The following is a 25,972-nucleotide window of genomic DNA, read 5'->3' as shown; positions in this document are numbered from 1 at the left end:
CGCAAAGCAGGCTTCTAAGGGATTCGAAAACATGGCTTCGGTGGCATTTCTTGGTCTTGGCGTCATGGGCTATCCGATGGCCGGACATCTCAAGAACAAGGGTGGTCACGACGTCACCGTCTACAACCGCACCAGGGCCAAGGCCGAGCAGTGGGTTGCCCAGCATGGCGGCAGCTTCGCCGCGACACCAGCAGAGGCGGCCGCGGGCAAGAACTTCGTCTTTTCCTGCGTCGGCAATGACGACGATCTGCGCTCGGTGACGACCGGTGCCGAAGGCGCCTTCAATTCCATGAAGAAAGGCGCCATCTTCATCGACAACACCACGGCATCGGCGGAGGTCGCGCGCGAACTGGCGCAGCAGTCGCAAGCGCTCGGGTTTGCGTTCCTCGACGCCCCGGTCTCCGGCGGTCAGGCAGGCGCCGAGAACGGCATGCTGACCGTGATGGTCGGCGGCGAGCCCGACGCCTTCGACAGGGCCAAGCCAGTCATAGATGCTTATGCCCGCATGGTCGGATTGATGGGATCGGCCGGGGCTGGCCAACTCACCAAGATGATCAACCAGATCTGCATCGCCGGCCTCGTTCAGGGCCTGGCGGAGGGCATCCATTTCGGCAAGAAGGCTGGGCTCGACATCGAAAAGGTGATCGAGGTTATCTCCAAGGGCGCCGCCGGTTCCTGGCAGATGGAGAACCGCCACAAGACGATGAATGCCGGCAAATATGATTTCGGCTTCGCCGTCGACTGGATGCGCAAGGATCTTGGCATCTGCCTCGCCGAGGCCGACCGCAACGGCGCCAAACTGCCGGTGACGGCACTTGTCGACCAGTTCTACAAGGACGTGCAGGCGATGGGCGGCAAGCGCTGGGACACGTCCTCGCTGCTGGCGCGGCTGGAGAAATAGGATTTCACCGTGGCCGAGCTTTCGCCTCAATCCAGCGCCGATGAAATCGTCGCTCATCTGCGCTCGATCGCCTCGGAGGAAAATCGACTTGGCATGCTGCGCTACGGCATCAAGATCGAACGTGCGCTCGGTATCTCGCATGGCGTGCAGCGGCAGATTGCCAAGAAAATCAAGCGCAACCATGAGCGTGCCTTCGAGCTTTGGCAGACAGGCATCATGGAGGCGCAGTTCATCGCTTCCGTGACAGCCGATCCGGAGCGGTTCTCCGCCGCGGATGCAAGACGATGGGCGGCGACTTTCGACTCGTGGGATATCGTCGACGGGGTCTCCGATCTCTTTGTCGATACGGATTGCTGGAAGGAATTGATCGCCGAATTCGCGGTCGACGAACGGGAATTCGTTCGACGCACGGCTTTTGCGATGATGGCTTGGTCGGTGGTCCACCGGAAGAAGGAACCCGAGACGACCTTCCTCGAATTCCTGTCGATCATCGAGGCGCATGCGACCGACGGCCGCAATTTTGTGAAGAAGGCCGTGAACTGGGCGCTTCGTTCGATCGGCAAGCGATCGATGAATTTGCACGGCCCTGCCCTTGCCGTGGCGCTAAAATTGGCGGCCTCGACAGACAGGACCGCACGCTGGATCGGCAAGGACGTCGTGAAGGAACTTTCCGATGCCAAGACGCTCGAGCGGCTCGCCGCCAGAAAAGCTTGACCTGAGCGAAGTGCGCTTCACGGAGGTGACGCAATCGACGCGCGCCGATTTCGAAAACCTGTTCGAGCAACCCGGTGGGCCGAAATACTGCTGGTGTATGGCTTGGCGCAATCTCGACCGCCGCGAGCATGTCGAGAACGACGAGAAGAAACGCGCGATGATGACGCTGATAGACGCCGGCACGCCGGTCGGCATTGTCGCCCAGATCGATGGCCGGACCGTCGGCTGGTGCTCGATTGCGCCGCGCGAGACCTACCGCAAGCTGTCACGGCAGCAGGACGATAGCGAGATGGGCATCTGGTCGATCGTCTGCTTCTATGTACCGAGAGCGCTGCGCGGCGGCGGGCTGGCAAGCGCATTGCTCGACGCGGCCATCGATCACGCCTTTGCCAAAGGCGCCAGGACGATCGAAGCCTATCCCGTCGACCAGGCTTCGCCGAGCTACAGCTTCATGGGTTTTCGCGACATGTTCGTCGCCCGCGGCTTTCGCGAGATCGGCATGACCGGCTCGCGCCGGCATGTGATGCGGCTTGAGTGTTGACCTGTGAGGCAGCGGCAGCTTTACTTGATGTCCGCAGATCAAGGCTCAACGGCGGAGCAGCGATGAGCAACCGTTTTAAATCAGGCACGATCATGGCAACTGCCTTGTTGGCGTCCGCGATCGCGGCAAGCGCTTCCGCCGGGACCGTGCATATTTTCTGGAAGGATCTGCGCCCGGCGACCCAGGCAGCCGCCGAAAGCGTCGGACTGCCAATGATCGCGGCCAAAATGCCGGATCATGGCGAGACGCTCTCACTCAACTTGCAGGACAAGACCGTGCAACTCGCAGGCTATGCGCTGCCAGTCGATCGCGACGGCGATCTCGTCTACCAGTTCCTGCTGGTGCCGTGGACGGGAGCCTGCAGCCACATGCCGACGCCGCCGCCCAACCAGATCGTCCTCGTCACGCCTGCACACCCTTACAGGATGTCCGAGGCCTACCAGCCGGTTTCGGTGACCGGCGCCTTGCAACCGGGTATGGAGAAGAGCCAGCTTTTCATTCTTGACGGCGTCAGCGTCATCCAGTCGGGTTACACCGTGCACAAGGCCGAGGTGGTCAACGTCGATACGGTGCCGGACACGATCACGCTGCCGGTCAACTCGCCATGGACTTTCCTGAACAAAAAGAAGAACTAAACAGACGAATCTCAGGCGGCGTTGGCGCCGGACTCCTTGTCGAGCATCATGTAATCCAGCGGCATCTCGGTCGTATATTTGATCTGCTCCATGGCGAAGGAAGACGACACGTCGCGGATCTCGATCTTGGCGATCAGCCGCTTGTAGAAGGCGTCGTAGGCGGCGATATCGGGCACCACGACGCGCAAGAGATAGTCGACGTCGCCGCTCATGCGATAGAATTCGACCACTTCCGGGAATTCCTGAATGACCTCCGAAAAGCGCCGCAGCCATTCATGGCTGTGCGAATTGGTGCGGATCGAGACGAACACCGTGACCCGCACATTGACCTTTTCATGATCGAGGATGGCGACGCGCCGCTTGATGACGCCCTCTTCCTCGAGCTTCTGGATGCGCCGCCAGCACGGCGTCGTCGACAGGCCCACCTTCTTGGCGACGTCGGCGACTGCAAGCGTCGCATCCTCCTGCAGGAGGCGGAGAATTTTTCTATCAAGGCGGTCCATTGGGTGCTCCCCTGATGCAAGTCGTCCAAGTGCGCAGCGGCGTTGGCACAACGACATGCATAAAAACAAGAATTTAACGCGCGTCCCCTCATGCGCGGCGCGCTTCGAGGAATGGATTACCATAATCCCTCTTGTCATGGCCTTTTACAAGAAAGAAATTCTGTTGGATAGCGCGAAAGCGAGTGATTTCTTGCTGAATGCCTAGCCGAGGCGATAGCGGATTTCCGATCTCAGAAAGGGCAGCAAATCCATTTCAAACCATGGATTGCGCTTCAGCCAGCCGGTGTTGCGCCAGGACGGGTGCGGCAGCGGCAGGACTTTCGGGTCGGTCGGCGCCGCCCAGATGGCACGCCAATCCATGACCGTTTCCGTCAGCGAGGGACGGCGCGCCGCGCCCATATGCCAGCTTTGCGCGTAGATGCCGATCGTCAGCACCAGATCGACTTGTGGCATCAGCGCCATCAGCGATGTGCGCCACGCCGGCGCACATTCGCGGCGCGGCGGCAGGTCGGCGCCCTTGGCGTCCTGACCGGGAAAGCAAAAGCCCATCGGCACGATGGCAAACTTGTCCGTGTCATAGAATTCCTCGCTGCCGACGCCCAGCCAGCTTCGCAGCCGGTCGCCGGAGGCGTCGGTGAACGGCATCCCTGTGATGTGAACCTTGGTACCCGGCGCCTGGCTGGCGATCAGGATACGCGCATTCGACGATGGCCTGAGCACCGGACGCGGCTGGTGCGGCAACGGCCTGCCGGCCGGGTTATCGACGCAGATGCGGCAGGCGCGTACCCTCGCCGCCAAGGCTTCCAGCTCTTCGCTCATTCGGAACTCGTTGTCAGGCGGCGGCACTCGGCCGGCTGGAGATTTCCCGATGCCAACGCAGCACGTTCGTGCACTCTTCGGGTACCTTGATGCGAGCCGGCTTCATGAAGTCGATGGCGACCAGCCCGGTGATGTCGGCGATCGAATAGGCATCGCCGGCGACGAATTCCCTGCCGGCGAGCTCAGTGTCCAGAAATCTCAGGAATTCGATCGCCTTCGGCTTGTTGGCCTCGCCCCATTCGGGGATTTGCGGGATCTCCCATTCCCTCATTGCGGGGTGGATGTGCCGGAACGCCGCAGCGACGCAGCCGAACAGATTGAACTCCACACGTCTTTGCCACATCTCGACGATCGCCTTGCCGAGCGCGCCACGCCCGAACAAAGCCGGCTCGGGGTGCAGTTCCTCGAAGTAACGACAGATTGCGACGGATTCGGTGATGACTGTGCCGTCGTCGAGCTCGAGCACCGGCAGACGCTTCAGCGGATTGCGCGAGCTGACCGGCTGCTCTTTGTGCTCCAGCGCGCCCATGTCGACGGGCACCAGCGGAACCTGAAGTCCCTTTTCGGCCAGAAAAATCCGAACCCGGCGTGGATTGGGCGCGCGCCCGCCGTCGAACAGCTTCATCTCTATCCTTCCTCGTCCGTCCCGACGAACTATAGGCACAGCTCACCAGAAGCGAAAAATTTCGCGCAAGGCGTCGCCGATGGACGCCAAGGTACCGTGCTTTCTTTCGACCAGCTCATGGCCGTGGCTCTCGCGCCAGTTCTTCGGCTCGTCGAAAGTTCCGCCCCAGATGCCGGCTTTGCCCGCGCGCGCAGCAGCTTCCTCGGTCTCGAAATCGCCAAAGGCGACCGCCCAGCCGGCCTCGACCTGTGCGCGGTTGAGATCCTTGCCGCCGGCCTTGCAGTCGCCGAGCAGCCTGCCGTAGCGGTCCCGCTGCCAGCCGCTGCAGGAGACGGCTTTGCCGGCGATCAACCGCACCAGGGACTGCCGTGCGAGCTTGCCGCAAGGATAGTCGGCACCGTCCTTGCGACAGATCTGCGAATATTCCGGCGCGTCGATGCCACGCATGCGGATGCGCTCGCCGCCGAGCGTGATGCTATCGCCGTCATTGACAGTGGCCGCGCCCTCCGTCTTGCGCGTCTCCACCCGGTCGAGGCGCGCCGCCAGGAGGATCAGCAGGCCGAGCACGATGAGTGTCAGCCCATAGTCCATCAGTCGGCGCCACAGGCTTCGCGGACGCGGCGCATAGTATCGCTGGCGCGGCCATCGCGACCACGAACGGCTCATATGGCAAACCGTTGGTTAATCATTCGAACGTAGCTTAACGATTTGAAATTGCTGCCCGCGTAAATTGAAGACTTCATGCCCCTGCAACGCTCGACCATGGCAGACAAGTTTATTGTGGACCGCAGGAAACGCCATCGCAACAGCGATGTCGCGCGCGCGGTGCGCAAGACGCGCGACCGTCTTTCGCAGCAAGCCGGAAATCCCGACTTCGACCGCGAGCTGTTGAAGCTCCACGCGCTGTCGATGACCGGCGGCGTGATCGTCATTCCGCTGCTCGTTCTGGCAACGGCCGCGGCAGGCTTGTTCGCGGGCATCGGCAAGGAGATCGGCGTCTGGGCGCTGTTCACATTCATCTGCTATACCATCGTTGCATTCATGGCCAGACGCGTCACTCAAGCGTCCGAGCTCAACCCGCTGGAGACGCACAGGGATTTCCTGATCGGCCATTTTCTGTGCGGGCTTGGCTGGGCTTGGTTCGCATGGCTCGGCTGCGAAACTTGCCAAATGGATCAGTTCCAGGTCGCCAAGGCGGTGGTGCTGCTGCTCGCCATGTCGGCAACCGCGATCCTGGCCTCGTCCCTGCGCGGTGCGCTGTTGGCGACCTTCGCCCTCCCGGTCGCCATCTATGCTTATGCCAGTGCGAAATTATGGATGCCGGTCGAAGTGATCATGGCAGGCTTGCTGATCGCCTCGTTGCCTTTCTTCGCCTATGTAGCGCGCCAGCTCAACCGTTCCTCGCTGATGCTGCTGTCGTTCCGCTCCGAAAAGGATGCGCTGATTGCCGAACTGGAGACGGCGAAATCGATGTCGGACGAGGCACGGCGGCGGGCGGAAGACGCCAATCTGGCGAAATCGCGTTTCCTGGCCTCGATGAGCCACGAGCTGCGCACACCGCTCAACGCCATTCTCGGCTTTTCCGAAGTGATGGCCAACGAGGTGCTCGGCCCGATGAGCAACCCGACCTATCGCGACTATGCCCGTGACGTGCACGACTCCGGACAGCATCTGCTCGACCTGATCAACGAAATTCTCGATTTGTCGCGCATCGAAGCGGGCCGCTACCAGCTCAACGAGGAGCCGATGATGCTGCTCTCCGTCGTCGAGGATTGCTGCCACATGATGGAGCTGAAGGCGCGCAACAAGGACATCCGCATCGTCCAGCATTTCGAAAACGCCTTGCCGCGCTTGTTCGCCGACGAACGCGCGGTGCGGCAGATTGCGCTCAATCTGTTGTCCAATGCCATCAAGTTCACCGCCACCGGCGGCGAAATCCGCGTGCGCGTCGGCTGGACGGCGGGCGGCGGGCAATATCTCTCCGTCAAGGACAATGGGCCGGGCATACCGGAAGACGAGATTCCGATCGTGCTTTCGGCCTTCGGCCAGGGCTCGATCGCCATCAAGAGCGCCGAACAGGGCACCGGGCTTGGCCTGCCGATCGTGCAAGGCTTGCTGGCCATGCATGGTGGCGAATTCCAGCTCCATTCCAGGCTACGCGAAGGCACCGAGGCGATCGCCATCTTCCCGCTGAGCCGGGTGATGGAGGAACTGCCGGCGCTGCCGACCAAGGCGGTTGCCTCGCGCCGGCGCTGAATGCTTAACCGCGGACCGCGGCTGCCATGCCGGAGCTGGTCAGCGCGGCGGCCTTGACCAGCCCAGCGGCAAGCGCCGCCCCTACCCCCTCGCCTTGACTGACGCCCAGATCGAGCAGCGGGCGAAGGCCGAGGCGCTCGGCGGCCTTGGCATGGCCAGACTCCGGCGACAGGCTTGCGAGGAGACAATGATCGAGCGCCGCGGGGTTGGCGGTATGTAGGACACCAGCGGCGGCAGTCACCGCAAACCCATCGAGCAGCACCGGGATCTTCTGCATCCGCGCCGCCAGAATGGCGCCGCAGATCGCGGCGAATTCCCGCCCGCCGACCCGGCGCAGCGCTTCCAGCGGGTCCTTGAGGCTCGCGCCGTGCAACGCGACCGCGGCATCGACCACCTCCGCCTTGCGCCTCTGCATCGCCGCGCCCGCCCCTGATCCAGGACCGACCCAGTCGGCGCCGGTGCCGCCGAACAGTGCCGTGCAAAGGGCCGCGGCGACAGTCGAATTGCCGACGCCGAGGTCGCCAAGGCAAAGCAGGTCGGTGCCGCCGGCAATCGCTTCCATGCCGAAGGCCATGGTAGCGGCACAACCGCGCTCGTCCAGTGCCGCATCCTCGGTAATGTCGGCTGTCGGAATGTGCAGGGCCAGATCGAACACCTTCAAGCCGAGATCGTTGGCGATGCAGATCTGGTTGATTGCTGCACCGCCGGCGGCGCAGAGCTCGACTGCATTTGCCGTGGCGGCAGCGGGGCGCGGCGAAATGCCGTGGCGGGTGACGCCATGATTGCCGGCAAAGATCGCCACCAATGGCCGCGTCACCGCCGGCGGCGCGCGGCCGCTCCAGCCGGCGAGCCAGGCGGCGATGTCCTCGATGCGGCCAAGCGAGCCTTTGGGCTTGTCTGCCTTGGCAAACAACTGGCGCACGCGGGCCTTGGCCGCCATATCTCCCGGCGGCAGGCTCACCAGGAGGTCGCGAAAATCGTCGAAAGGCAGCGCGCTGGTCATGTCGATGGCGATCATCCGTGTGAATTGGTGAGCGGCATAGCCGCCTTGGCCAGCCGGCACAACCTCAAGCCGGCACAACCTCCAGGCCTGGTACAACTTGGCGGTATTGACGCGAAAGCATTCGTTGGCGGCGCTTCCCGGAGGGCTTGCATTGACTTTGTCGTTGCACCATGTGGAGGCTAGCCAAGGAAATCCTTATGACGGCCATTGAATCCCCGTGCGTCCTGGTCTGCTCGATCGATATGAAAACCGGCTTCTGTTTCGGTTGCGGGCGCACGCGCGAGGAAATCGCCGCCTGGATCGACATGACCCCGCAAACCCGCCGCAGCGTCATGGCCGAGCTGCCGGCAAGGCTGGAAACGGTCGAGCGACGCCCCCGCCGGGAAACCCGTCGCAGCCGCATGGCACGCGAACGCGACGCCCTCTCGTGAACCGGCCGCAGAGATGAACCGACTGCTGTGGATTCTGATCGTCGCGATAGGGGCGGGTGTATTCCTGCTCATGCTCAACGATTCCGCCGGCAGTACATTCGGCATTGAGAATTACGATTTCAGCCAGCTGATCTGGCTTGGCGCTTTAGCGGCGCTCGTCGGCGCCGGACTGCTCAGATCGGGCAGGCCGTTAGGCACCATGGCCCGCAGCCTCGGCGCCTGGGGTGCCATCGTGCTGGCGCTGATCGCCGGCTATCAGTACCGCTATGAGTTGCAGGATTTCGCCAGCCGCGTCACCGCCGGCCTTGTTCCCGGCAGTCCGCTGGCACTGGGCGTGGAAGAAGGCCATGCTACCGTCACCCTGGACAAGGCCGGCAGCGGCCATTTCGAAGCGCGCGTCACGATCAACGGCACGCCGATCCTGACGGTTGTCGATACCGGCGCGACCAGCACCGTGCTGACCGCCGAGGACGCTCTGGCGGTCGGGTTCAATTCGGCGGCTCTCCGCTTCACCATACCGATCTCTACCGCCAACGGCATGACACGCGCGGCGGCGGTGCGAACCAACGAACTGTCGATCGGCGGCATCGTGCGCAAGGACATGCCCATCATGATCGCCGCACCAGGCACGCTCGGCCAGAGCCTTCTCGGCATGAATTTCATCGGCTCGCTATCGGGCTTCGACGTCCGTGGCGATCGCATGATTTTACGGGATTAAGTTTTTCCTCAGGCCGCCTCTGCGGTCCGGCCGAAATCGACCTCTGCGAAGGCTGACTTCAGCACCTCCGCTCCGGCACCCGGCCGTGTCGCCTCGGTGGAGAGGATCTGCCGGTAGCGGCGTGCACCGGGCAGGCCGTGAAACAGCCCGACCATGTGCCGGGTGACATGCCCGAGGCGTCCGCCCTGCTCGATATGGCGTGACGCGTAATCCGCCATGGCATCGATCAGTGCGGCAAAATCGAACGACTCAGCTGTGCTGCCGTAAAACGCGGCATCGATGCCGGTCAGTATCCCTGGCGTGCGATAGGCGGCGCGGCCGAGCATGGCGCCATCGACATGGTCGAGATGCGTCAGCGCCTCTGCGAGAGATTGAATGCCGCCATTGATGCCGATGAATTTGTTTTTCTTTCTGGCTTTCAGCCGATAGACGCGGCCATAGTCGAGCGGCGGGATGTCGCGATTTTCCTTTGGGCTCAGTCCTTCCAGCCAGGCCTTGCGGGCGTGCACCCACAGCGCGTCGGCGCCGGCCGCGAAAACACCATCGGCCAACGCATCGAGTGCCGGTTCCGGATCCTGCTCATCGACGCCGATGCGGCACTTGACGGTAACCGGTATTTTCACCGCCGCCTTCATTGCCGCGACGCAATCCGCGACGAGCACGGGCGTCTTCATCAGGCAGGCGCCGAAGGTGCCCGACTGGACGCGGTCGGACGGGCAGCCGACATTGAGGTTGATTTCATCATAGCCGAAGGTTTCGCCGATGCGCGCCGCCTCGGCCAGCTTTCCCGGATCGGCGCCGCCGAGTTGCAGCGCCACCGGATGTTCGCTGTCGTCGAAGCCGAGCAGCCGCTCGCGTGCGCCGTGGATGACCGCATCGGCCACCACCATCTCGGTGTAGAGCAGCGCCTCGCGCGTCAGCTGGCGATGGAAGAACCGGCAGTGCCGGTCCGTCCAATCCATCATCGGCGCCACGGCAACTTTGTGGCGTAACATATTCATTTTACTATTTTTTCTGTCTCAGTCCGTCCGATACTCCGTTCGAATGACAGAGCAATTTGGCAAGAGATGCACACCCAGCTAACCCGATATACGATTTTGCCGCCGCAACTGAAAGCAAATTGGCATGTTACACATGTCACTGTACGCACCAGTTAGATGCCTGCCGTGGAACGATGGACCGCCGGCGGCATACCAGTCAGCCAAGGCGAAGCGTGTTGCGGGCGATCTGCCACGCGGATTCGACATGCCGCCGCGCCGCCTCCTCCGCCTCGTCCGGCTTGCGCGACCGGATTGCATCCATGATTTCGGTCATTTCGGCGATCGCCGGCTCGCGGCGGTTCTCCGACGCGATCGTCATTGAGCGGAGCTGGTTGATGCGGACATTCAACCCCGTCACGATTTCCCAGGCAATGCGCTTGTCCGCCGCCTCGAACAGCGTTTCGTAGAACTTGGTCGTTGCCCGCATCACTTCGACAGGCGCACCGGACGCCCACGCCTCAAGCAGGTTCGTCAAGGCGGCATCGAGCGATGCGATCTGCGCGTCCGTGGCCGTTAGGGCGCAAGCCCGCGCCGCGATGCCCTCGAGCAGCGCCCGCAATTCATAGATTTCGTCGGTGCGGCCGAGATCCGGCTTGGCCACGGCGGGTCCATGGCCCGGTATCATCTGCACCAGGCCTTCCGCCTCCAGCTGCCGCAGCACCTCGCGCACGACGGAACGGCTCACCCCGAGCTGATCGCATAGCGGCCGCTCGACCAGCCTTTCACCAGGCTGGAAATGGAAGCCCATGATCGCTTCACGCATGCGCTCCAGCGCCAGCGTCCTCAGCGTCTTGGCAGAGCGGTCGATCCGCAGCGTATCGACTGACATTTTCTCTCCCTACCCCGATCCGGCCACAAAACAGATTCCATAGCTGATTGACAAGGCTTCTGGTGCTCCATAATATGGTATACCATAAGATGATCTAAAGATTTCGGCGTTGCACGACGCCGTGGCGACCGAGGACCTCATGAAACCAGCCATTCGAAAGATCGTCACTTACATCGAGAACACGCTAATCGAGGGCGGCAAGGAAGCCCCAAAACCGTTGCGCCTGATCGGCGTCGCCGCCGTGCTGACAAACCCTTGGGCGGGCCGCGGTTTCACCGACGACCTGTCGCCGGAGATCCGCGTCATTGCTCCCGTCCTCGGCGAACTGCTGACCCGCGAGATTATCGCCGTTGCCGGTTCCGGCGAGGCAATAGATGGTTATGGCAAAGCCGCGGTCTGCGGCACGGCGGGCGAGATCGAGCATGCATCGGCGCTGATCCATACGCTGCATTTCGGCAACCATTACCGTCGCGCGGTCGGCGCCAAGACCTATCTCGCCTTCACCAATCTGCGCGGAGGGCCGAACACCCCGATCATGATCCCGCTGATGGACAAGAACGACGAAGGCCGCCGCTCCCACTATCTGACCGTACATTTCCAAATCGGCGACGCGCCCGCGCCCGACGAGCTGGTGGTGGCGCTTGGCGCTTCGATTGGCGGCCGCCCGCACCATCGTATCGGCGACCGCTATCAGGACCTCAAGGAGGTCGGAGACCTGCATGGCTGACGTCGCTGCCACCGCATGGGTCCGGGACACGGCTCCGGACGGCACCGGCTTCATCCGCGCCGGCTCCGGCGCGCCGGTTCTGTTCATTCACGGTGTCGGCATGAACGCCGCGATCTGGCACGATCAGATCGCGACGATGAAAGACCATCATGACCTGATCGCCATCGACATGCTCGGCCACGGCGTTTCACCGCTGCCGCCGGAAGAAGCCAGCCTGTCGGATTTCGCCGATCAGGCGGTCCGCCTGCTCGACCATCTTGGCGTGGCGTCGGTGTCGATCGTTGGCCATTCGATGGGCGCGCTGGTCGCTCTGGAGACCGCCCTTCGCACCCCTTCGCGCGTTCGCTCCATCGTCTGTCTCAATGCGGTATTCCGCCGCCCCGCGGCCTTGGCGCAGGCCGTACGCGAGCGTGCGGCCGCGCTCGGCACCCATGGCAACCCTTCCGCCATTGCGGCTACGCTCGCCCGCTGGTTCGGCGACCCGCTGCCGGCGAATCTTATCGGGGCGGCCACCACAGCGCGCACCGCCCTTGAAAGGGTCGACCCCGAAGGCTACGCGCGCACCTATCGCCTCTTTGCCCATGCCGATGCTGAGCACGCCGATGCTCTCCCCGGTCTTGCCGCGCCGGCCCTGTTCATGACCGGGTCGCAGGACAGCAATTCGACCCCGGCCATGTCGGCGGCGATGGCGAGGCTTGCGCCGCACGGCCAATGCCTCGTGCTCAATGGAGAAAGGCACATGATGGCAATGGCTTCACCTGAAAAAGTGACCAAACACATCATGGAATTTCTCGACACGGCAGGAGACGCTGGCGTGAAGCCGGAGACGGATGCAGTCTTTGACAGCGGCGAATTCCGGCGCGCGCTCGGCTCCTTCCTGACCGGCGTCACCATCGTCACAACGATCGGAGTGGAAGGCGAACCGCGCGGCTTCACCGCCAACTCCTTCACCTCGGTCTCACTCGAGCCGCCGCTGGTGCTTGTCTGCATCGCCAAGAGGGCGCTGGGGCACAGTGCTTTTTCGACGTCGAGAGGTTTCGCCATCAACATCCTGTCAGAGGACCAAAAGGCCCATTCCGGCATCTTCGCTTCCAAAGCAGCGGACAAGTTCGCGGCCGTGAGCTGGCAACCGGGCCGGACCGGCAATCCGCTGATCGACGGCTCCGTTGCGGTGTTCGATTGCGGCATGGAGCAGCTGGTCGATGCTGGCGATCACTCGATCCTCATCGGCCGCGTCCGCGACTTCAGCCACAACGGAGCCCAGCCCCTCGGTTATTGCAGAGGCACCTACGTCACGCCTGGCCTTAGCCAGGAGGCGCTGGCGGCGGCGCCCCCCGATACGGAGGTCGGCGCCATTCTCGAGAACGAGGGCCGTGTGCTGTTCGTCGAAACGGCCGACGGGATTTATGAATTGCCTGCGGGGCGCGGACTGGGCACGCCCAACGATGCGCGCAGCCTCAATGGGCGCCTTGCCGCCAGGGCCATAGACGCCCAGCTCGGCTTCCTGTTCGCGGTGTGGGACGATGCCGCCGAACCCTGGCGCACGCATGTTTATTATCGCGGAACGGTCGAGGGATCCTATTCCGACGATCGCCAGATGCGGCTTGTCGACATCGAGAAGATCGCCGATCTGAAGATCGCCGATCCCGCGGTGCGTTCGATGCTTGCCCGCTATGCGCGCGAACGTACGGAAGATGCATTCGGCGTCTATGTCGGCAACGAGGTCGAAGGCGAAGTCCGGCCGCTCGCCAAGCCCTCGCCTTCTCAAATTCCTCTTTCCGGCCGCGGGTGAAACCGATGAAGTTTTCGCTTTTCGTGCACATGGAGCGATCGGATCTGGCAAAGCCGCATTCCGAGCTTGTCGGCGAGCTGGAGGAGTTGGTGCTGCAGGCGGAAGAGGCAGGATTCGAGACTGCCTGGATCGGCGAGCATCACGGGATGGAATTCACCATCTCGCCGAACCCGTTCATCAACATCGCGTGGCTCGCCGCCAAAACCAGGCGCATCCGGCTCGGAACCGGAACCATCGTCGCGCCGTTCTGGCACCCGATCAAGCTTGCCGGCGAAGCAGCGATGGCCGACGTCATCACCGGCGGCCGTCTCGACATCGGCATTGCGCGCGGCGCCTACGCTTACGAATACCAGCGACTTTTCCCAGGCCTCGAGGCCTGGAGTGCCGGCCAGCGTATGCGCGAGATGGTGCCGGCGATCCGCGGCCTATGGGATGGTGATTTCGAACTCGCCGGCGAGTTCTGGTCGTTTCCTTCAACCACCTCGTCGCCCAAGCCGCTGCAAAAGCCTTATCCGCCGATCTGGGTGGCCGCACGCGATCCGAACTCGCACGACTTTGCGGTTTCCAGCAAATGCAACGTCCAGGTTACGCCGCTCGCCTCGGGCGATGACGAAGTGGCCAGCCTGATGGAGCGTTTCAATGCGGCGTGTAATGCCCACCCCGACGTACCAAGGCCGGCGATCATGCTGCTGATGCATACTTTCGTCGCCGAGGATGCCGCGGAGGCTGACCGGCTCGCGCAGGATCTGTCGCAGTTCTACTGCCAGTTCGGCGCCTGGTTCCAGAACAAGAAGCCGGTGCACCAGGGCATAATGGAAGCGCTGACCGAAGACGAGATCGCGGCCATGCCGCAATATGCGCCTGACAAGATCAAGCAGAACCTGGTCATTGGCGAAGCCGACGAGGTGATCGCCAGGCTGAAGGCCTACGAAGCGCTCGGCTACGATCAGTATTCGATCTGGATCGACAGCGGCCTTTCCCATCGGCGCAAGAAGAAATCGCTGCAGCTCTTCATCGACAGGGTGATGCCGGCCTTTTCCGAGCCGAAAGCTGGATTGCGATGAGCACTACTCAATTCAGGAACTATATTGACGGCAGCTTCGTCGAAGTGGCGGCGACCTTCGACAGCATCGATCCCTCGACGGGCGCGCCATGGGCGAAGATGCCCGCTGCATCGTCTGATGACGTCGACCGCGCCGTCGAAGCTGCTCACCGGGCGCTTGGCTCCGGCACGTGGCCGGCAATGACGGCAACGGCACGCGGCAAGCTTCTGGTGCGGCTCGGCGATCTGGTGGTCGCCAATGCCGACCGGCTGGCGGAACTCGAGACGCGCGATACCGGCAAGATCATCCGCGAGACCCGCGCCCAGATTGCCTATGTCGGCGACTATTACCGCTATTATGGCGGGCTGGCCGACAAGCACGAGGGTTCGTTTGTCCCCATCGACAAGGCCGACATGGAAGTGACCATCCGGCCGGAGCCAATTGGCGTCGTCGCCGCCATTGTGCCGTGGAATTCGCAGCTCTTCCTGTCCGCCGTCAAGCTCGGGCCGGCGCTGGCGGCCGGCTGCACCATCGTTCTGAAAGCATCGGAAGACGGCCCTGCCCCGTTGCTGGCCTTCGCCGAACTCGTCCATGAGGCGGGATTTCCCGCCGGGACCGTCAACATCCTGACCGGCTTCGGCCACGATTGCGGTCACCGGCTGACCAGTCATCCGCTCGTCGCCCGCGTCGCCTTCACCGGCGGTCCCTCGACCGCTCGGCAGATCGTCAGGAATACGGCGGAAAACCTCGCCTTCACGACGCTCGAGCTCGGCGGCAAAAGCCCGGTCGTGGTGTTTGCCGATGCCGATCTGGACAGCGCCGCCAACGCGGTCGTTGCCGGCATCTTCGCTGCCACCGGCCAGAGCTGCGTCGCCGGCTCGCGGCTGCTGGTCCAGCGCTCCGTGAAGGACGAATTCCTCGCCCGGCTCAAGCGCAAGGCCGAGGCGATCAGGATTGGCGATCCGCAGGATCCCGCGATCGAAATGGGACCGCTCGCCACCTCGCGCCAGCGCGAATGGATAGAGAGGATCATTGCTGAAAGCCTGGCCGCGGGCGGGCAACTGGTCACCGGCGGCATCCGCCCCGCGGGCATGGCGGACGGCTTCTATTACGCGCCGACGATTATCGACGCGCCTGATCAGACCCTTGCCTGCGTGCGCGAAGAGCTCTTCGGCCCGGTGCTCTGTGTGCTAGCCTTCGACAGCGAAGCTGAAGCGCTTTCGCTCGCCAACGACACGAAGTTCGGCCTGGCGTCCGGCGTGTTCACCACCAATCTGGCAAAAGCCCACCGCATGGCGCGCGGCATCCATGCCGGCGTGGTCTGGATCAACACCTATCGGGCGGTCTCGCCGCTGGTTCCGTTTGGCGGCTACGGCCAATCCGGGCTCGGCCGCGAGGGCGGCCTCGATGCGATCCGCGACTACACGCGTTCGAAATCGGTGTGGATACGCACCTCCGACGACCCGATTCCCGATCCTTTTGTCATGCGGTAGCCGCCGCCGGCCGGAGATGCGCGATCAAGGCGAAAACGACCGATCGCGAACAGACAACAACGAAAACAACAGAGGAGAACGACATGAAACTGATCATCACCGGCTTCCTTGCCGGCTTTATTGCAACGACAGTTCTGGCAACGACGGCCGCAAAGGCCGAGGACATGGTGTTCACCAGCTGGGGCGGGACGACCCAGGAAGCGCAGACCAAATCCTGGGCCGAGCCGTTCACCGCTGCATCCGGCATCAAGGTCATGCAGGACGGCCCGACGGACTACGGCAAGCTGAAGGCGATGGTCGACAGCGGCAGTGTCAACTGGGACGTCGTCGACGTCGAGATGGATTTCGCCATCAAGGCGGCCAAGGACGGTCTGCTCGAGCCGATCGACTTCAAGACCGTGCCGAAGGCCGACCTCGATCCGCGCTTCACCACCGATCACGCCGTCGGCAGTTTCTACTATTCCTTCGTTCTCGCCTGGAACAAGGGCGCGATTTCGGGTGAACCGGCCGGCTGGGCCGACATGTTCGACCTGACGAAGTTCCCGGGCAAGCGGACCTTCTACAAATGGTCGGCGCCCGGTGTCATCGAGATCGCGCTGCTGGCCGATGGTGTTCCGGCGGACAAGCTCTATCCGCTGGATCTCGATCGCGCCTTCAAGAAACTCGATACCATCAAGTCGGACATCGTCTGGTGGGGCGGCGGGGCGGAGTCGCAGCAATTGATCGCATCCGGCGAAGCAACGTTCGGCCAGCTTTGGAACGGCCGCGTCTTCGCACTGGACAAGGATGGCGCCGATGTCGGCGTCTCCTGGAACCAGAACCTGACCGCAGCCGACGTTCTGGTGGTACCGAAGGGTGCCAAGAACAAGGATACGGCGATGAAATTCCTCGCCGCGGCGAGCAGCCCCGCCGGCCAGGCCAAATTTGCCGAAGCCAGCGGCTATGCGCCGATCAACACCAAGGCCAAGGCAGAGATGCCGGCCGATGCCGTGAAATCGCTGCCGGACGCTCATGTCGACGGACAGATCAATCTCGACATGAACTACTGGGCCGCCAATCGCGACACCATCGCCGCGCGTTGGTATGCCTGGCAGGCGAAATAAGCCCGCCCTTGAACCGCAATGGACGAGACGGTTCGCGCCGTCTCGTCCCTTAGCCGGGTCGCTGTCATGTCGGTCGAAACACGCCGGAACTTTGGAACGGTGCGGGTGCCGGCAGGTCTCAATGGCCTGCTGCCGGCCCTGATTCTGATTATGCTGTTCTTCATCGTCCCCGTGCTGGCGCTGCTTTTGCGCAGTGTCACGGAGCCCGAGCCAGGCTTGCAGAACTATGCTGCCCTGCTTGGTGACGGCACCTATGCGCGGGTGTTCTTCAACACATTCCTGGTCGCGGCGTTGGTCACCATCGTCACGGTCCTTGTCGCCTTTCCGGTCGCCTGGATGCTGGCGATCATGCCTTCGGGACTGGCCTCGATCATCTTCGGCATCATCATTCTGTCGATGTGGACGAACCTGCTCACCCGCACCTATGCCTGGATGGTGCTCCTGCAGCGTACCGGCGTGATCAACCGGACGCTGATGATCATCGGCGTCATCGACCACCCGCTGCCGCTCATCAACAATCTCACCGGCGTCACTATCGGCATGGTCTATATCATGCTGCCCTTCATGATCCTGCCGCTGGTCGGCACGTTACGGGCGATCGATCCGATGACGCTGCGTGCGGCGTCGCTGTGCGGCGCAAGCCCTTTCCAGGCGTTCCGCCGCATCCTCGTGCCGCTGTCGCTGCCCGGCGTCGCCGCCGGCGGCCTGATGGTCTTCGTCATGTCGCTCGGCTACTTCGTAACGCCGGCACTGCTCGGCGGCACGTCGAACATGATGCTTGCCGAAATGATCGCGCAGATGGTCCAGTCGCTGCTCAACTGGGGGCTCGGCAGCGCCGCTGCCTTCATCCTGCTTGTCGTCACCATGGTTCTCTACGCACTGCAACTGCGCCTTGTCGGTGCCAGGCGCACGAGCGGAGGCATCTGAGATGCTGCTCGACTATGACCGCATGGGTTGGCTACGGGTTGCCCTGCTCGGCTTCACCGCGCTGGTCGCTGGCTTTCTTCTGTTGCCGGTGGTCTTCATTGTTCTGCTCTCCTTCGGCTCGTCGCGCTGGCTGGCTTTTCCGCCGCCCGGCTGGACGCTCAAATGGTACCAGGAGCTTTTTGCCGATCCGGCCTGGCTCGACGCCGCGCTGACCAGCGCTCGGATCGCCACCATGACGGCGATCCTGGCAGTAGCGATCGGCCTGCTCGCCTCCTTTGCCCTGGTTCGCGGAAGGTTTGCCGGACGTGAGATCCTGCGCGGCCTGCTGCTGACGCCGATGGTTCTGCCCGTCGTTGTCTTCGCCATCGCCATCTACGCCTTCTTCCTTCGCCTTGGCCTCGGCGGCACCACCATCGGCTTCGTCATCGCCCACACCGTGCTGGCGCTGCCCTTCGCCATCATTCCGATCGCGACCGCGCTCGAAGGGTTCGACAAGTCGATAGAGGACGCGGCAATCGTCTGCGGGGCAAGCCCGCTCGAGGCCAGGCTCAGGATCACCTTGCCGTCGATCCGGATCGGCATCTTCTCCGCCGCGATCTTTTCCTTCCTCGCCTCGTGGGACGAAGTCGTGGTGGCGATCTTCATGGCCAGCCCCAGCTTGCAAACCTTGCCCGTCAAGATCTGGGGCAGTCTGCGGTCGGATCTCAGTCCGGTGATCGCCGCTGCCTCCAGCCTGCTGGTCGGGCTGACGCTTGCCCTGATGGTGATGACGGCGCTGCTGCAGCGAAAGTTCCGGACATGACCCACCCTTTCCTCTCCATCCGCAATCTGCGCAAGGCGTTCGGGGCGATCGTCGCCGTGCACGACGTCACGCTGGACATTCCCAGGGGCGAGTTCCTGACCTTCCTCGGGCCCTCCGGTTCGGGAAAATCGACGACGCTCTACGCGATCGCCGGCTTTCAGGACCCGACTTCCGGCGATGTCTTGCTGGAAGGAAAGTCGCTGCTTGCGGTGCCCCCGCATAAGCGCAACATTGGCATGGTCTTCCAGCGCTACACGCTGTTTCCGCATCTGACGGTGGCCGAAAACGTCGCTTTTCCGCTGCGGGTTCGCCGCCGGCCGGACGCCGAGGTGACGAAAAAGGTCGCCGACATGCTGGCCCTGGTGCGGCTCGAAAGCTTTGCCGGACGCTTACCCGGTGCGCTGTCGGGCGGCCAGCAGCAGCGCGTCGCGCTGGCCCGGGCGCTGGCCTACGATCCTCCGATCCTTTTGATGGACGAGCCATTGTCGGCGCTCGACAAGAAGCTGCGCGAGGAAATCCAGGGCGAAATCCGCCGCATCCATCGCCAGACCGGCGTCACCATTCTCTACGTCACCCACGATCAGGAAGAGGCGCTGCATCTGTCGGACCGAATCGCCCTGTTCAAGGATGGCCGCATCGAGCAGACCGGCACCGGCGAGGATCTCTATCTCAGGCCGGCGACCGATTTCGTCGCCGGCTTCATCGGCAATTCGAATTTCCTCGCCGCCGAACATCTCGGCACCACCAACGGCACGACAACGATCCGCATGACAGACGGTTCGGTCATATCCGGAGTCAGGGCCAACGGCACGTTCGGCAAAGGCCAGAAGACCAGGCTGATGATCCGGCCCGAAGCCTTTAGCATGGAGCGGAGCCCGGCGAGCGCGGAACTGAATGTCGAGATCGTCGACATCGCATTTTACGGCGAGCGCCGGCGGATCGTTGCGCGCATCGCCGCTGGACAGGAGGTTGACATCAGGCCGACCTCCGCCGCCATGCAATCGCAGGATGTGTGGCCCTGCAGCCGGCAGGTCTTTTTCGATCCCGCTGCTGCATTCCTGTTTCCGGCCTGACCAAGCCGCGGTGGATCGCCGCCCTTCAACGCTTCGCAGCGATGGGAGCGTGCTTGGGAACAAGCTGTGGTTAGGTCCATCATCAGCTTCGGTCAGCAAGCGCGCAACGTGATCGACGCTGCAGTCGGCTGATTGGATGGCGGGCGCAACTCCCGTATCCATTGACAGTCGTCATGCTCGGTTGGAAGATGAAGAAGGTCAGCGGCGATAGCCATACGGGAAGGCAATGGTCCAACCGCCAGATACCGGACACCATCCTGGCAGCGTCGTCGCGGTCATCGTCATTTGTTTGATCATCGTTGCTTTGTTCTTCATAGGCTTCAGATACTCAAGGCCAGGCCAGGGTACCCTCGTTATTCCTGGCGGTACGCTGCAGCAACCGTGAATCCGACCCCTTGGCGCTGACGCGGAGCCGTTCTCAGGCTGCCAAAAGTGCCCCGGCGGGACTGGGGGATGCCGCAGAATGGGCCGGCGGTTCGCAGCCGGTCTTTTGCTTCCCGCCGCGGCATTCCTTTCCCACCTAAACAACCAAGCCTGACCGGTGTGAGGTCGACCATGCTAGGAGACGACGAGCGCCCAGCCACTAGGCGCTAGACGGCCCTGATCAGCCGGAGCAGAGAAAGCGCTTCGAAAAAGGTTCCCTTGCGAAAGGCGAGATAGGTCGGCTCTTCGACACCATGGAACCGGCGCTTGAAGGCCGCCTGGCCCCGCAGATTGAAGCGGGTGCGATTGACCCAGGGGGAGTCATAGGCACGCTGGAAGGCGTGCCGCCAGAAATCGCTTTCGGCAAACCCGCTAGGTCCGATTTCGACAAGCGGCGACAGGCCTAGGGTGACGACGGAAACACCTTCATCGCGAAAGCGGTCGACCGCGAATTTGGTCAGGCCGATCTCGGCATGCGCCGAGGCATCGATGTGCTTGCGCTTGAACGAGGTGGTGTAGCCGATGACCTTGCCGTCGCTGAACAGCGGATCGAAATCCAGCAAGGCCACGAGCTCCCCATCCGGACCGTGCAGGACGAAACGGCGCATATCGACGCCAAGGTGATCGGCAAACGGCCTGTTGAGAAATCTCATCTCCCAGCGCTTGACGATGCGGTCGCCCCGCCAATTCTGGGAGAGCCTGGCAATCTCGTCGAGGAAGACAGTCCCGTTGTCCTCCGCGAAGGAAAAACCCTTCTTCAAGAGCCAGCGTTCGGAATAGCGCACTGTCTCATTGCGCTTTCCGGAAAAGTCGTGTCTGGGCAGGACAAGCCTGGTGTCGACGCCGAGGCGGTTGACCTGATAGCCAAGCCCGGCAAGCACGCGCGCCGTCTGGTCGCCGATCTGCACGAACCACGGGCTGCCGGCAACCTCGATGAAACGTCTGATATAGTCGCGCCGATCGGCCGGGGCAGCCACTGGATCACCGAGCGCGAAATGATGTCGCGTTTTGCTGCCGTAAGCGATGTAGCCCTGGGCATCGCCGAAGTAGTGAAGCCCCTTCTGCACGGCGGTCGAATAGGCAAGGGAAAAATCACCATGGCGACGGACCAGCGCCAGGCGCTCGACATGGTTCAGCTGCAGCCGCGGTATTTTAGGCCCGCGGTTCTCCAGGAAACGATCGAGGCGTCTTCGCAGTGACGGCATGGTCGACTTTCGCGTGCCGGCTAGGCCGATGAAAGAGCTGACGGACCCAAAAAACCGATCATATTGCCGCGAGCTGATCCTTATCTCAGCGCGGCATGTTTACCCGGCCGGAGCCGCCAGATTCGTAGGCGCAATCTGCCCCGGTCCCGCCCCCAGGCGGCAACACCCATTGTTGTCGACGCCCCGCGCCTGACGGCTGGTTGCTGCGCCCTTGGCGACACGAAAATCAATGCCACTTTCGGAAGCGCCCAGGTCACCTGCCAAACACGATGTTCTTATCGAACGGCGCTCTGAGAAGATTCCGCTTGATCGGAAGCCAGGAACTCGTCGCGTTCTGCTATCCACAAATCGGCGTAGTCGACATTCTGCCATTCGGCAAACCACGGGCCGCCGCTGGTATAGTGGACCGCCTTAGGTGTGCCGACCGCAGGCTTTTCATTCCAACCTTCGAGCCAATTCCACTCTACCGGCAATGAGCCCAAATCTTTGTCGGCAACCCACTGCATTCGGTGAAGATAGGCGCCACTTTCCTGATTCACGACCTCTGGCGTGAGCGATCTGACCGAAGGATGCGCGCAATTGAACAGCATCAGCGACGACCAGTTTTTCCGAGGATAGGACGTCTGGACCACACCATCCATCTTGGTTGTGGCCTTCGGCGTATAGTCATGCTGGACGCAATAGACCGCCTTGTCCGAGTCCGTATATTTCAGCAGGCCTGCGACGTCACCAAGCCACAGGAAATCACAATCGCAAAACAGGGCCCAACCCGTGTAGTCGGCGAGAAAGGGCGTGAGGAAGCGCGTGTAGGTGAACTCCGTTGAGGCGAGCGGATCTTTTTCCCGCCAATAGAGCCCGCGGGCACGCATCTCGTCCTGTTTGATCGGAATGACGGAGACAGGCGCCGACGCATGTTTGAGCAGCGAGTGTCGCGCGACGTCGTACGCGATCGGCTCACGGCTGTCCCATCCGATAAATACCCTAAACGCATCAGTCATATTCACTACCCTGGCTTTCGATTTTTACGGTCGTACACTAACTAGTTGGCGATGGCTCGGCAACAATTGCGGTCAACCAAGCCGGTTTCTCACAGATTTGTCCTGGCCTCAGCGTTGCTTTTTTGGGTGGACCGGGCCTCGCATTCCCAATGCGACACGGGCCCATTTCTGATAGGTGTAGCTGGCCGAATACGCGGCCACCATCGCACCAATGGAACCGTCCAGAAATCCCAGCCGGAAAATATAGCTGCGCACATAGGCCCAGACCGAGCGCAAAACCGCCTTGCCTATCGAGCTTTTTTTGCCCTCGGCAAGCAGTTGCGCGGCGGACGCTTCTGCGTACCGGCCGATCTTGTCGTGGGCATCTGCCAAGTCGGTAATGGAATCGTGCTCGATCGGCTGGGACAATCGGCTGACCTTCCCGTTCACCAATACCTTCTCGTGCACGGTGTCGTCGCTGAACCGCCCGGAGCGGCGACGGAAGAGCCTGAGCACCAGATCGGGCGACCAGCCGCTATGGCGGACAATGTGCCCGCAAAAGCGCGATCTTCTCGGTATTTCGAAGCCGTCATTGGCTTTTGGGTCGGCGATTGCGGCCCTTATTTCCGCGCCGAGCGGCGCCTCCACCCACTCATCGGCATCAAGCGAGAGGATCCAATCCCCCGTTGCCGCGGCCAGCGCACGGTTTTTTTGCGCGCCGAAACCGGGCCAATCAACGGTCATCAGGACCTTGGCCCCCAGAGCACCGGCAATCTCCCTGGTCCTGTCGCTGCTGTTGTTGTCGAGAACGACGATCTCATCGGCAAAATGGACCGACCGAAGGCATTGCGCGATGGATGCCTCCTCGTTGCGGGTGATGATAATGACCGAGAGCGCCGGCACGGTCAGAATGCTCCGGCATCAAAGCTGCCACTGTCATTCGAATGCATCTGCAGCATCGGCTCCCGGCCCGTTAGCACACTGAGGGTACTAACCTAATTCAACAAAGTCGAAAATCATTTCAGATCAAGGCTTTCATAAAGCGCCATCATTCGCTTGATCATGACATTGAAATCATAGTGTTCGGCCGCCGCTCTCACCCGGGCCGCGGTGTCAGGTCGTGACGACAACCGCAGCGCGTGCGCGAGCGCTGCAGCGAGGTCGCTTTCGCTGGCCGCATCGCAAACGAGCGTCGGCTCGAACCGCTCGACAAGCTCGCGCGCTCCACAGCCGGTGCTTACCACGGCGGGCAAGCCGCTGGCCATCGCTTCGATGACCACTGTGCCGAAAGGATCATAGATGGAAGGCAGCACGGCAATATCGGCCGCGCCGTACCACGGCAGCATGTCTTTCTGCGGCCCCAGCATCTTGAGCCGTGCGCCGAGACCGAGCCTGTCACCGGCCTGCCTGAAGGCGTTGGCGCGCGAATCATGGCCGATGACCCACAATTCAGGCTCGCCATCGAGCCTGGCGACCGCCTTCATCAGTGCAAGAAGTCCTTTTCGCGCAAAGCCCGAGCCGACAAACAGGACGACCGGCCTGTTTTCGTCGACGTCGAGCCGCGCGCGGATTGTCGCCCGATGCTGCTGGCGCAGCTGCGGGTTGAAGCGGTCGAGATCCACCCCGTTGGGAATATGGTGTACATTTTTCGCCGGATAATCGTAGTGACGGACAATGTCCTCTGCCACCATCTTCGAAATGGCAATGACAGCTTTGAGCCTCGGGCTGGCGTAGGTTGCGCGCTCGAGGCGCAGCGTCTGGCGGTGAAAGGGGCTCAGCGCCATTGCCGCCCTGCCAAGCCGCGTCTCGAAACGCCGCCGCTCGGCAAGATAGGCGGCATGAACGCCCTCCCCGGCCCGGAAGACATCGCAGCACGGGAGACGATCGTTGCTCTGCACCAGTGCCGGCGGCATCTCGGCGATCTTGCGGCAGGCGGCTTGAGCAAAGGACGTCGCCCGCAGCGAACGCGGAAACCGGCGGCCGGCACAATGGATGAACTCGATGCCTTCATAACGCGGCCAGTCGCCGGACAGCACGGCCACCCGCCGCTGACGCGCGGCGAATGCGGCCATGATGTTTTCCAACATGATCTCGCCGCCACCGAAAGGCGCATAACGCTGGCGCACGAACAGGAGCGGCCTGTCGAATTGATTTTCGGTGCCACGAATGCCGGCGTGCATGGGCTCTGGGCTCCGGCCTTGTTGCCATCTGACGATGTCTATAGAGGCCAGCTCGCATCGGCAACACTTGGAAAGCTCACCCGCCGGAACTCAGAACAGGCCTGTGTCCATTGTCCGCAACTGCTTGCGATTTGCCTAACGGTGCTGCATGTAGAAATTAACTGCAAACAGCGGATCAGCGCCAGCTCCAGCCGGGCGGTGACCGCCATGAGGGGAATCGATGGCTTGAGCAAAGCAACCTGGCCCGCCATTGTCCGCCGGACGATTACCGACACCGCCATATATCGGCTGAGACACACTTTCGGAAGACGGGCAGAAGTGTCATCGCTGCGGCCGATAACGCCCCTTAAAGCGAATGACCTGCCTTTGATCCTCGTCATCCGCAACGAGGCGGACAGGCTACGCCCGTTCCTGAAGCACTATCGCGAACTCGGCGTCACCAGATTCGCCGTCCTCGATGATCGCTCGACAGACGGAACAGCTGAGCTTCTGGCCGAGCAGCCAGATGTCGATCTATTCAGCTCGCCGATCACCTATTCACAGTCGGACCTGGGAAACCTTTGGCGTCAGCGGATTGTGCAGATCTATGGTCAGCCTCGCTGGTATCTAACCGTGGATGCGGACGAATATCTTGTCTATGACGGTATGGATCAGCATCCGCTCGGTGCGATGGCCGACTGGCTCAAGCGGCGCGGAATGACACGCCTGCTGGCGCCGATGATCGACATGTATCCGAGCGGAAACATCTGGGACGTACCCTTCGATCCCATCGTGCCGCCATGGCAAGTTGCGGACCATTTCGACGGCAGCGGCTATGAGGTGACGAGGAGCCCCCGGCATCTCAAGATCACAGGCGGCCCGAGAACCCGGCTTTTCGCCAGGCAGCACAAGTTGACCAAGTTTCCTCTGATATATGTTGATCGCCAGACGATTTTTACGTCGATTCACTCACCGCTGCCCTACTGGCGAAACTATATAAAGGGATTGGCTGGCCTGCTTCATTTCAAGTTCTTCGCCGATTTCAACGACAAGGCGCAGGTCGCGGTGGCGGAAGGTCAGTATTGGAACGGCGCTTCCAAATATCGCCAGTATCATGAGGTATCGAGCGGTAAAGCCGCTCTCAGCGCGATGAGCGAACAGTCAATGCTGTACGAAGGAGCTCACAGCCTGTTCAAAACGGGTTTGATCGACAAAATTGATTGGTAGACGGCA

General features: G+C 62.1%; 25 protein-coding genes and 2 pseudogenes. 16 read left to right on the top strand and 11 right to left on the bottom strand.

What is annotated here, in order from left to right:
* Positions 1-25 precede the first annotated feature (25 nt).
* The 4 genes and pseudogenes from NKI24_RS07530 to NKI24_RS07515 all read left to right on the top strand — a co-directional run.
* Positions 26-901 (top strand): annotated as a pseudogene (locus NKI24_RS07530) (NAD(P)-dependent oxidoreductase); the annotation flags it as partial.
* A 9-nt stretch (positions 902-910) separates the two neighbouring features.
* A complete protein-coding gene (locus NKI24_RS07525; protein ID WP_352744184.1) occupies positions 911-1,615 on the top strand; it encodes a DNA alkylation repair protein in 705 nt (234 codons plus the stop codon).
* Positions 1,575-2,156, top strand: coding sequence for a GNAT family N-acetyltransferase (locus NKI24_RS07520; protein ID WP_352744182.1), 582 nt, complete (start codon positions 1,575-1,577; stop codon positions 2,154-2,156). The genes NKI24_RS07525 and NKI24_RS07520 overlap by 41 nt, the downstream gene beginning before the upstream one ends.
* Before the next feature lie 62 nt (positions 2,157-2,218).
* On the top strand, positions 2,219-2,791 hold the full coding sequence (locus tag NKI24_RS07515; protein WP_352744180.1) for a DUF3299 domain-containing protein: 573 nt from the start codon (positions 2,219-2,221) through the stop codon (positions 2,789-2,791).
* An 11-nt stretch (positions 2,792-2,802) separates the two neighbouring features.
* On the opposite strand, the gene NKI24_RS07510 is transcribed toward NKI24_RS07515, so the two are convergent.
* The 4 genes and pseudogenes from NKI24_RS07510 to NKI24_RS07495 all read right to left on the bottom strand — a co-directional run bounded on the left by NKI24_RS07510 (position 2,803) and on the right by NKI24_RS07495 (position 5,404).
* On the bottom strand, positions 2,803-3,294 hold the full coding sequence (locus NKI24_RS07510; protein WP_023675006.1) for an Lrp/AsnC family transcriptional regulator: 492 nt from the start codon (positions 3,292-3,294) through the stop codon (positions 2,803-2,805).
* A 201-nt stretch (positions 3,295-3,495) separates the two neighbouring features.
* Positions 3,496-4,113 (bottom strand): annotated as a pseudogene (locus NKI24_RS07505) (uracil-DNA glycosylase family protein); the annotation flags it as partial.
* Between the two features lie 13 nt (positions 4,114-4,126).
* On the bottom strand, positions 4,127-4,738 hold the full coding sequence (locus NKI24_RS07500) for a glutathione S-transferase (RefSeq protein ID WP_352540524.1): 612 nt from the start codon (positions 4,736-4,738) through the stop codon (positions 4,127-4,129).
* A gap of 42 nt (positions 4,739-4,780) precedes the next feature.
* Complete coding sequence (locus NKI24_RS07495; protein WP_352744177.1) at positions 4,781-5,404, bottom strand: thermonuclease family protein; 624 nt, start codon at positions 5,402-5,404, stop codon at positions 4,781-4,783.
* A 75-nt stretch (positions 5,405-5,479) separates the two neighbouring features.
* On the opposite strand from NKI24_RS07495, the gene NKI24_RS07490 reads away from it, so the two are divergent.
* The gene (locus NKI24_RS07490) at positions 5,480-6,994 is read left to right on the top strand and encodes a sensor histidine kinase (protein WP_352744176.1); all 1,515 of its coding nucleotides are present in this window, start codon (positions 5,480-5,482) and stop codon (positions 6,992-6,994) included.
* 4 nt (positions 6,995-6,998) lie between these two features.
* Here NKI24_RS07490 and NKI24_RS07485 read toward each other — a convergent pair whose 3' ends face one another.
* On the bottom strand, positions 6,999-7,997 hold the full coding sequence (locus NKI24_RS07485) for a nicotinate-nucleotide--dimethylbenzimidazole phosphoribosyltransferase (protein ID WP_352744261.1): 999 nt from the start codon (positions 7,995-7,997) through the stop codon (positions 6,999-7,001).
* A 197-nt stretch (positions 7,998-8,194) separates the two neighbouring features.
* On the opposite strand from NKI24_RS07485, the gene NKI24_RS07480 reads away from it, so the two are divergent.
* Positions 8,195-8,428, top strand: a complete 234-nt coding sequence (locus NKI24_RS07480) for a DUF1289 domain-containing protein (protein ID WP_352744174.1) — start codon at positions 8,195-8,197, stop codon at positions 8,426-8,428.
* 13 nt (positions 8,429-8,441) lie between these two features.
* The gene (locus tag NKI24_RS07475) at positions 8,442-9,146 is read left to right on the top strand and encodes a TIGR02281 family clan AA aspartic protease (protein WP_352744172.1); all 705 of its coding nucleotides are present in this window, start codon (positions 8,442-8,444) and stop codon (positions 9,144-9,146) included.
* Positions 9,147-9,154: 8 nt separating this feature from the next.
* On the opposite strand, the gene dusA is transcribed toward NKI24_RS07475, so the two are convergent.
* Positions 9,155-10,147: a tRNA dihydrouridine(20/20a) synthase DusA gene (dusA, locus tag NKI24_RS07470; RefSeq protein WP_352744170.1), complete on the bottom strand. Its 993-nt coding sequence runs from the start codon at positions 10,145-10,147 to the stop codon at positions 9,155-9,157.
* A 196-nt stretch (positions 10,148-10,343) separates the two neighbouring features.
* The gene (locus NKI24_RS07465) at positions 10,344-11,015 is read right to left on the bottom strand and encodes a GntR family transcriptional regulator (protein ID WP_352744168.1); all 672 of its coding nucleotides are present in this window, start codon (positions 11,013-11,015) and stop codon (positions 10,344-10,346) included.
* A 139-nt stretch (positions 11,016-11,154) separates the two neighbouring features.
* On the opposite strand from NKI24_RS07465, the gene NKI24_RS07460 reads away from it, so the two are divergent.
* From NKI24_RS07460 to NKI24_RS07425, 8 genes are all read left to right on the top strand, one after another.
* Positions 11,155-11,742 (top strand): amino acid synthesis family protein, encoded by a 588-nt coding sequence (locus NKI24_RS07460; RefSeq protein ID WP_352744166.1) that lies wholly within the window; start codon positions 11,155-11,157, stop codon positions 11,740-11,742.
* Positions 11,735-13,534: an alpha/beta fold hydrolase gene (locus tag NKI24_RS07455; RefSeq protein ID WP_352744164.1), complete on the top strand. Its 1,800-nt coding sequence runs from the start codon at positions 11,735-11,737 to the stop codon at positions 13,532-13,534. The genes NKI24_RS07460 and NKI24_RS07455 overlap by 8 nt, the downstream gene beginning before the upstream one ends.
* 5 nt (positions 13,535-13,539) lie before the next feature.
* Positions 13,540-14,598 carry an LLM class flavin-dependent oxidoreductase gene (locus NKI24_RS07450; RefSeq protein ID WP_352448868.1) on the top strand — a complete coding sequence of 353 codons (1,059 nt, stop codon included), beginning with the start codon at positions 13,540-13,542 and terminating at the stop codon, positions 14,596-14,598.
* Positions 14,595-16,070, top strand: a complete 1,476-nt coding sequence (locus NKI24_RS07445) for an aldehyde dehydrogenase (RefSeq protein WP_352448867.1) — start codon at positions 14,595-14,597, stop codon at positions 16,068-16,070. Before NKI24_RS07450 ends, NKI24_RS07445 begins: the two co-directional genes overlap by 4 nt.
* An 83-nt stretch (positions 16,071-16,153) precedes the next feature.
* Positions 16,154-17,173, top strand: a complete 1,020-nt coding sequence (locus NKI24_RS07440) for an ABC transporter substrate-binding protein (RefSeq protein WP_352448866.1) — start codon at positions 16,154-16,156, stop codon at positions 17,171-17,173.
* 66 nt (positions 17,174-17,239) lie between these two features.
* Positions 17,240-18,100, top strand: a complete 861-nt coding sequence (locus NKI24_RS07435; RefSeq protein WP_352744259.1) for an ABC transporter permease — start codon at positions 17,240-17,242, stop codon at positions 18,098-18,100.
* A gap of 1 nt (position 18,101) precedes the next feature.
* Positions 18,102-18,902: an ABC transporter permease gene (locus NKI24_RS07430; protein WP_352448865.1), complete on the top strand. Its 801-nt coding sequence runs from the start codon at positions 18,102-18,104 to the stop codon at positions 18,900-18,902.
* Entirely contained in the window at positions 18,899-19,975 is a 1,077-nt protein-coding gene (locus tag NKI24_RS07425) for an ABC transporter ATP-binding protein (RefSeq protein WP_352448864.1), read from the top strand. The genes NKI24_RS07430 and NKI24_RS07425 overlap by 4 nt, the downstream gene beginning before the upstream one ends.
* Positions 19,976-20,565: 590 nt before the next feature.
* Here NKI24_RS07425 and NKI24_RS07420 read toward each other — a convergent pair.
* From NKI24_RS07420 to NKI24_RS07405, 4 genes are all read right to left on the bottom strand, one after another.
* Positions 20,566-21,603 (bottom strand): phosphatidylglycerol lysyltransferase domain-containing protein, encoded by a 1,038-nt coding sequence (locus NKI24_RS07420; protein WP_352448863.1) that lies wholly within the window; start codon positions 21,601-21,603, stop codon positions 20,566-20,568.
* A gap of 275 nt (positions 21,604-21,878) precedes the next feature.
* On the bottom strand, positions 21,879-22,601 hold the full coding sequence (locus tag NKI24_RS07415) for a glycosyltransferase (RefSeq protein WP_352448862.1): 723 nt from the start codon (positions 22,599-22,601) through the stop codon (positions 21,879-21,881).
* Between the two features lie 108 nt (positions 22,602-22,709).
* Positions 22,710-23,483, bottom strand: coding sequence for a glycosyltransferase family 2 protein (locus NKI24_RS07410; RefSeq protein ID WP_352471919.1), 774 nt, complete (start codon positions 23,481-23,483; stop codon positions 22,710-22,712).
* Positions 23,484-23,596: 113 nt separating this feature from the next.
* Complete coding sequence (locus NKI24_RS07405) at positions 23,597-24,652, bottom strand: glycosyltransferase family 4 protein (RefSeq protein WP_352744159.1); 1,056 nt, start codon at positions 24,650-24,652, stop codon at positions 23,597-23,599.
* On the opposite strand from NKI24_RS07405, the gene NKI24_RS07400 reads away from it, so the two are divergent.
* Positions 24,569-25,966, top strand: a complete 1,398-nt coding sequence (locus tag NKI24_RS07400; protein WP_352448859.1) for a glycosyltransferase family 2 protein — start codon at positions 24,569-24,571, stop codon at positions 25,964-25,966. The two genes, NKI24_RS07405 and NKI24_RS07400, sit on opposite strands and share 84 nt — an antisense overlap.
* Positions 25,967-25,972: the final 6 nt, after the last annotated feature.

The sequence above is a fragment of the Mesorhizobium sp. M0701 genome, from assembly GCF_040320365.1.
Taxonomy (GTDB): domain Bacteria; phylum Pseudomonadota; class Alphaproteobacteria; order Rhizobiales; family Rhizobiaceae; genus Mesorhizobium.
The sequence above is the reverse complement of the archived record's forward strand: the minus strand, read 5'-3'. Positions and strand labels throughout refer to the sequence as shown.

Excerpts from the sequence above, each read along its gene's own strand:
- NKI24_RS07455 (WP_352744164.1), top strand. The coding sequence starts at position 11,735 with ATGGCTGACGTCGCTGCCACCGCATGGGTCCGGGACACGGCTCCGGAC.
- NKI24_RS07405 (WP_352744159.1), bottom strand. The coding sequence starts at position 24,652 with ATGGCCGCATTCGCCGCGCGTCAGCGGCGGGTGGCCGTGCTGTCCGGC.
- dusA (WP_352744170.1), bottom strand. The coding sequence starts at position 10,147 with ATGAATATGTTACGCCACAAAGTTGCCGTGGCGCCGATGATGGATTGG.
- NKI24_RS07440 (WP_352448866.1), top strand. The coding sequence starts at position 16,154 with ATGAAACTGATCATCACCGGCTTCCTTGCCGGCTTTATTGCAACGACA.
- NKI24_RS07420 (WP_352448863.1), bottom strand. The coding sequence starts at position 21,603 with ATGCCGTCACTGCGAAGACGCCTCGATCGTTTCCTGGAGAACCGCGGG.
- NKI24_RS07480 (WP_352744174.1), top strand. The coding sequence starts at position 8,195 with ATGACGGCCATTGAATCCCCGTGCGTCCTGGTCTGCTCGATCGATATG.
- NKI24_RS07520 (WP_352744182.1), top strand. The coding sequence starts at position 1,575 with ATGCCAAGACGCTCGAGCGGCTCGCCGCCAGAAAAGCTTGACCTGAGC.
- NKI24_RS07435 (WP_352744259.1), top strand. The coding sequence starts at position 17,240 with ATGTCGGTCGAAACACGCCGGAACTTTGGAACGGTGCGGGTGCCGGCA.
- NKI24_RS07445 (WP_352448867.1), top strand. The coding sequence starts at position 14,595 with ATGAGCACTACTCAATTCAGGAACTATATTGACGGCAGCTTCGTCGAA.
- NKI24_RS07450 (WP_352448868.1), top strand. The coding sequence starts at position 13,540 with ATGAAGTTTTCGCTTTTCGTGCACATGGAGCGATCGGATCTGGCAAAG.
- NKI24_RS07400 (WP_352448859.1), top strand. The coding sequence starts at position 24,569 with ATGGATGAACTCGATGCCTTCATAACGCGGCCAGTCGCCGGACAGCAC.
- NKI24_RS07430 (WP_352448865.1), top strand. The coding sequence starts at position 18,102 with ATGCTGCTCGACTATGACCGCATGGGTTGGCTACGGGTTGCCCTGCTC.
- NKI24_RS07515 (WP_352744180.1), top strand. The coding sequence starts at position 2,219 with ATGAGCAACCGTTTTAAATCAGGCACGATCATGGCAACTGCCTTGTTG.
- NKI24_RS07510 (WP_023675006.1), bottom strand. The coding sequence starts at position 3,294 with ATGGACCGCCTTGATAGAAAAATTCTCCGCCTCCTGCAGGAGGATGCG.
- NKI24_RS07485 (WP_352744261.1), bottom strand. The coding sequence starts at position 7,997 with ATGACCAGCGCGCTGCCTTTCGACGATTTTCGCGACCTCCTGGTGAGC.
- NKI24_RS07460 (WP_352744166.1), top strand. The coding sequence starts at position 11,155 with ATGAAACCAGCCATTCGAAAGATCGTCACTTACATCGAGAACACGCTA.
- NKI24_RS07500 (WP_352540524.1), bottom strand. The coding sequence starts at position 4,738 with ATGAAGCTGTTCGACGGCGGGCGCGCGCCCAATCCACGCCGGGTTCGG.
- NKI24_RS07425 (WP_352448864.1), top strand. The coding sequence starts at position 18,899 with ATGACCCACCCTTTCCTCTCCATCCGCAATCTGCGCAAGGCGTTCGGG.
- NKI24_RS07475 (WP_352744172.1), top strand. The coding sequence starts at position 8,442 with ATGAACCGACTGCTGTGGATTCTGATCGTCGCGATAGGGGCGGGTGTA.
- NKI24_RS07495 (WP_352744177.1), bottom strand. The coding sequence starts at position 5,404 with ATGAGCCGTTCGTGGTCGCGATGGCCGCGCCAGCGATACTATGCGCCG.
- NKI24_RS07490 (WP_352744176.1), top strand. The coding sequence starts at position 5,480 with ATGCCCCTGCAACGCTCGACCATGGCAGACAAGTTTATTGTGGACCGC.
- NKI24_RS07415 (WP_352448862.1), bottom strand. The coding sequence starts at position 22,601 with ATGACTGATGCGTTTAGGGTATTTATCGGATGGGACAGCCGTGAGCCG.
- NKI24_RS07465 (WP_352744168.1), bottom strand. The coding sequence starts at position 11,015 with ATGTCAGTCGATACGCTGCGGATCGACCGCTCTGCCAAGACGCTGAGG.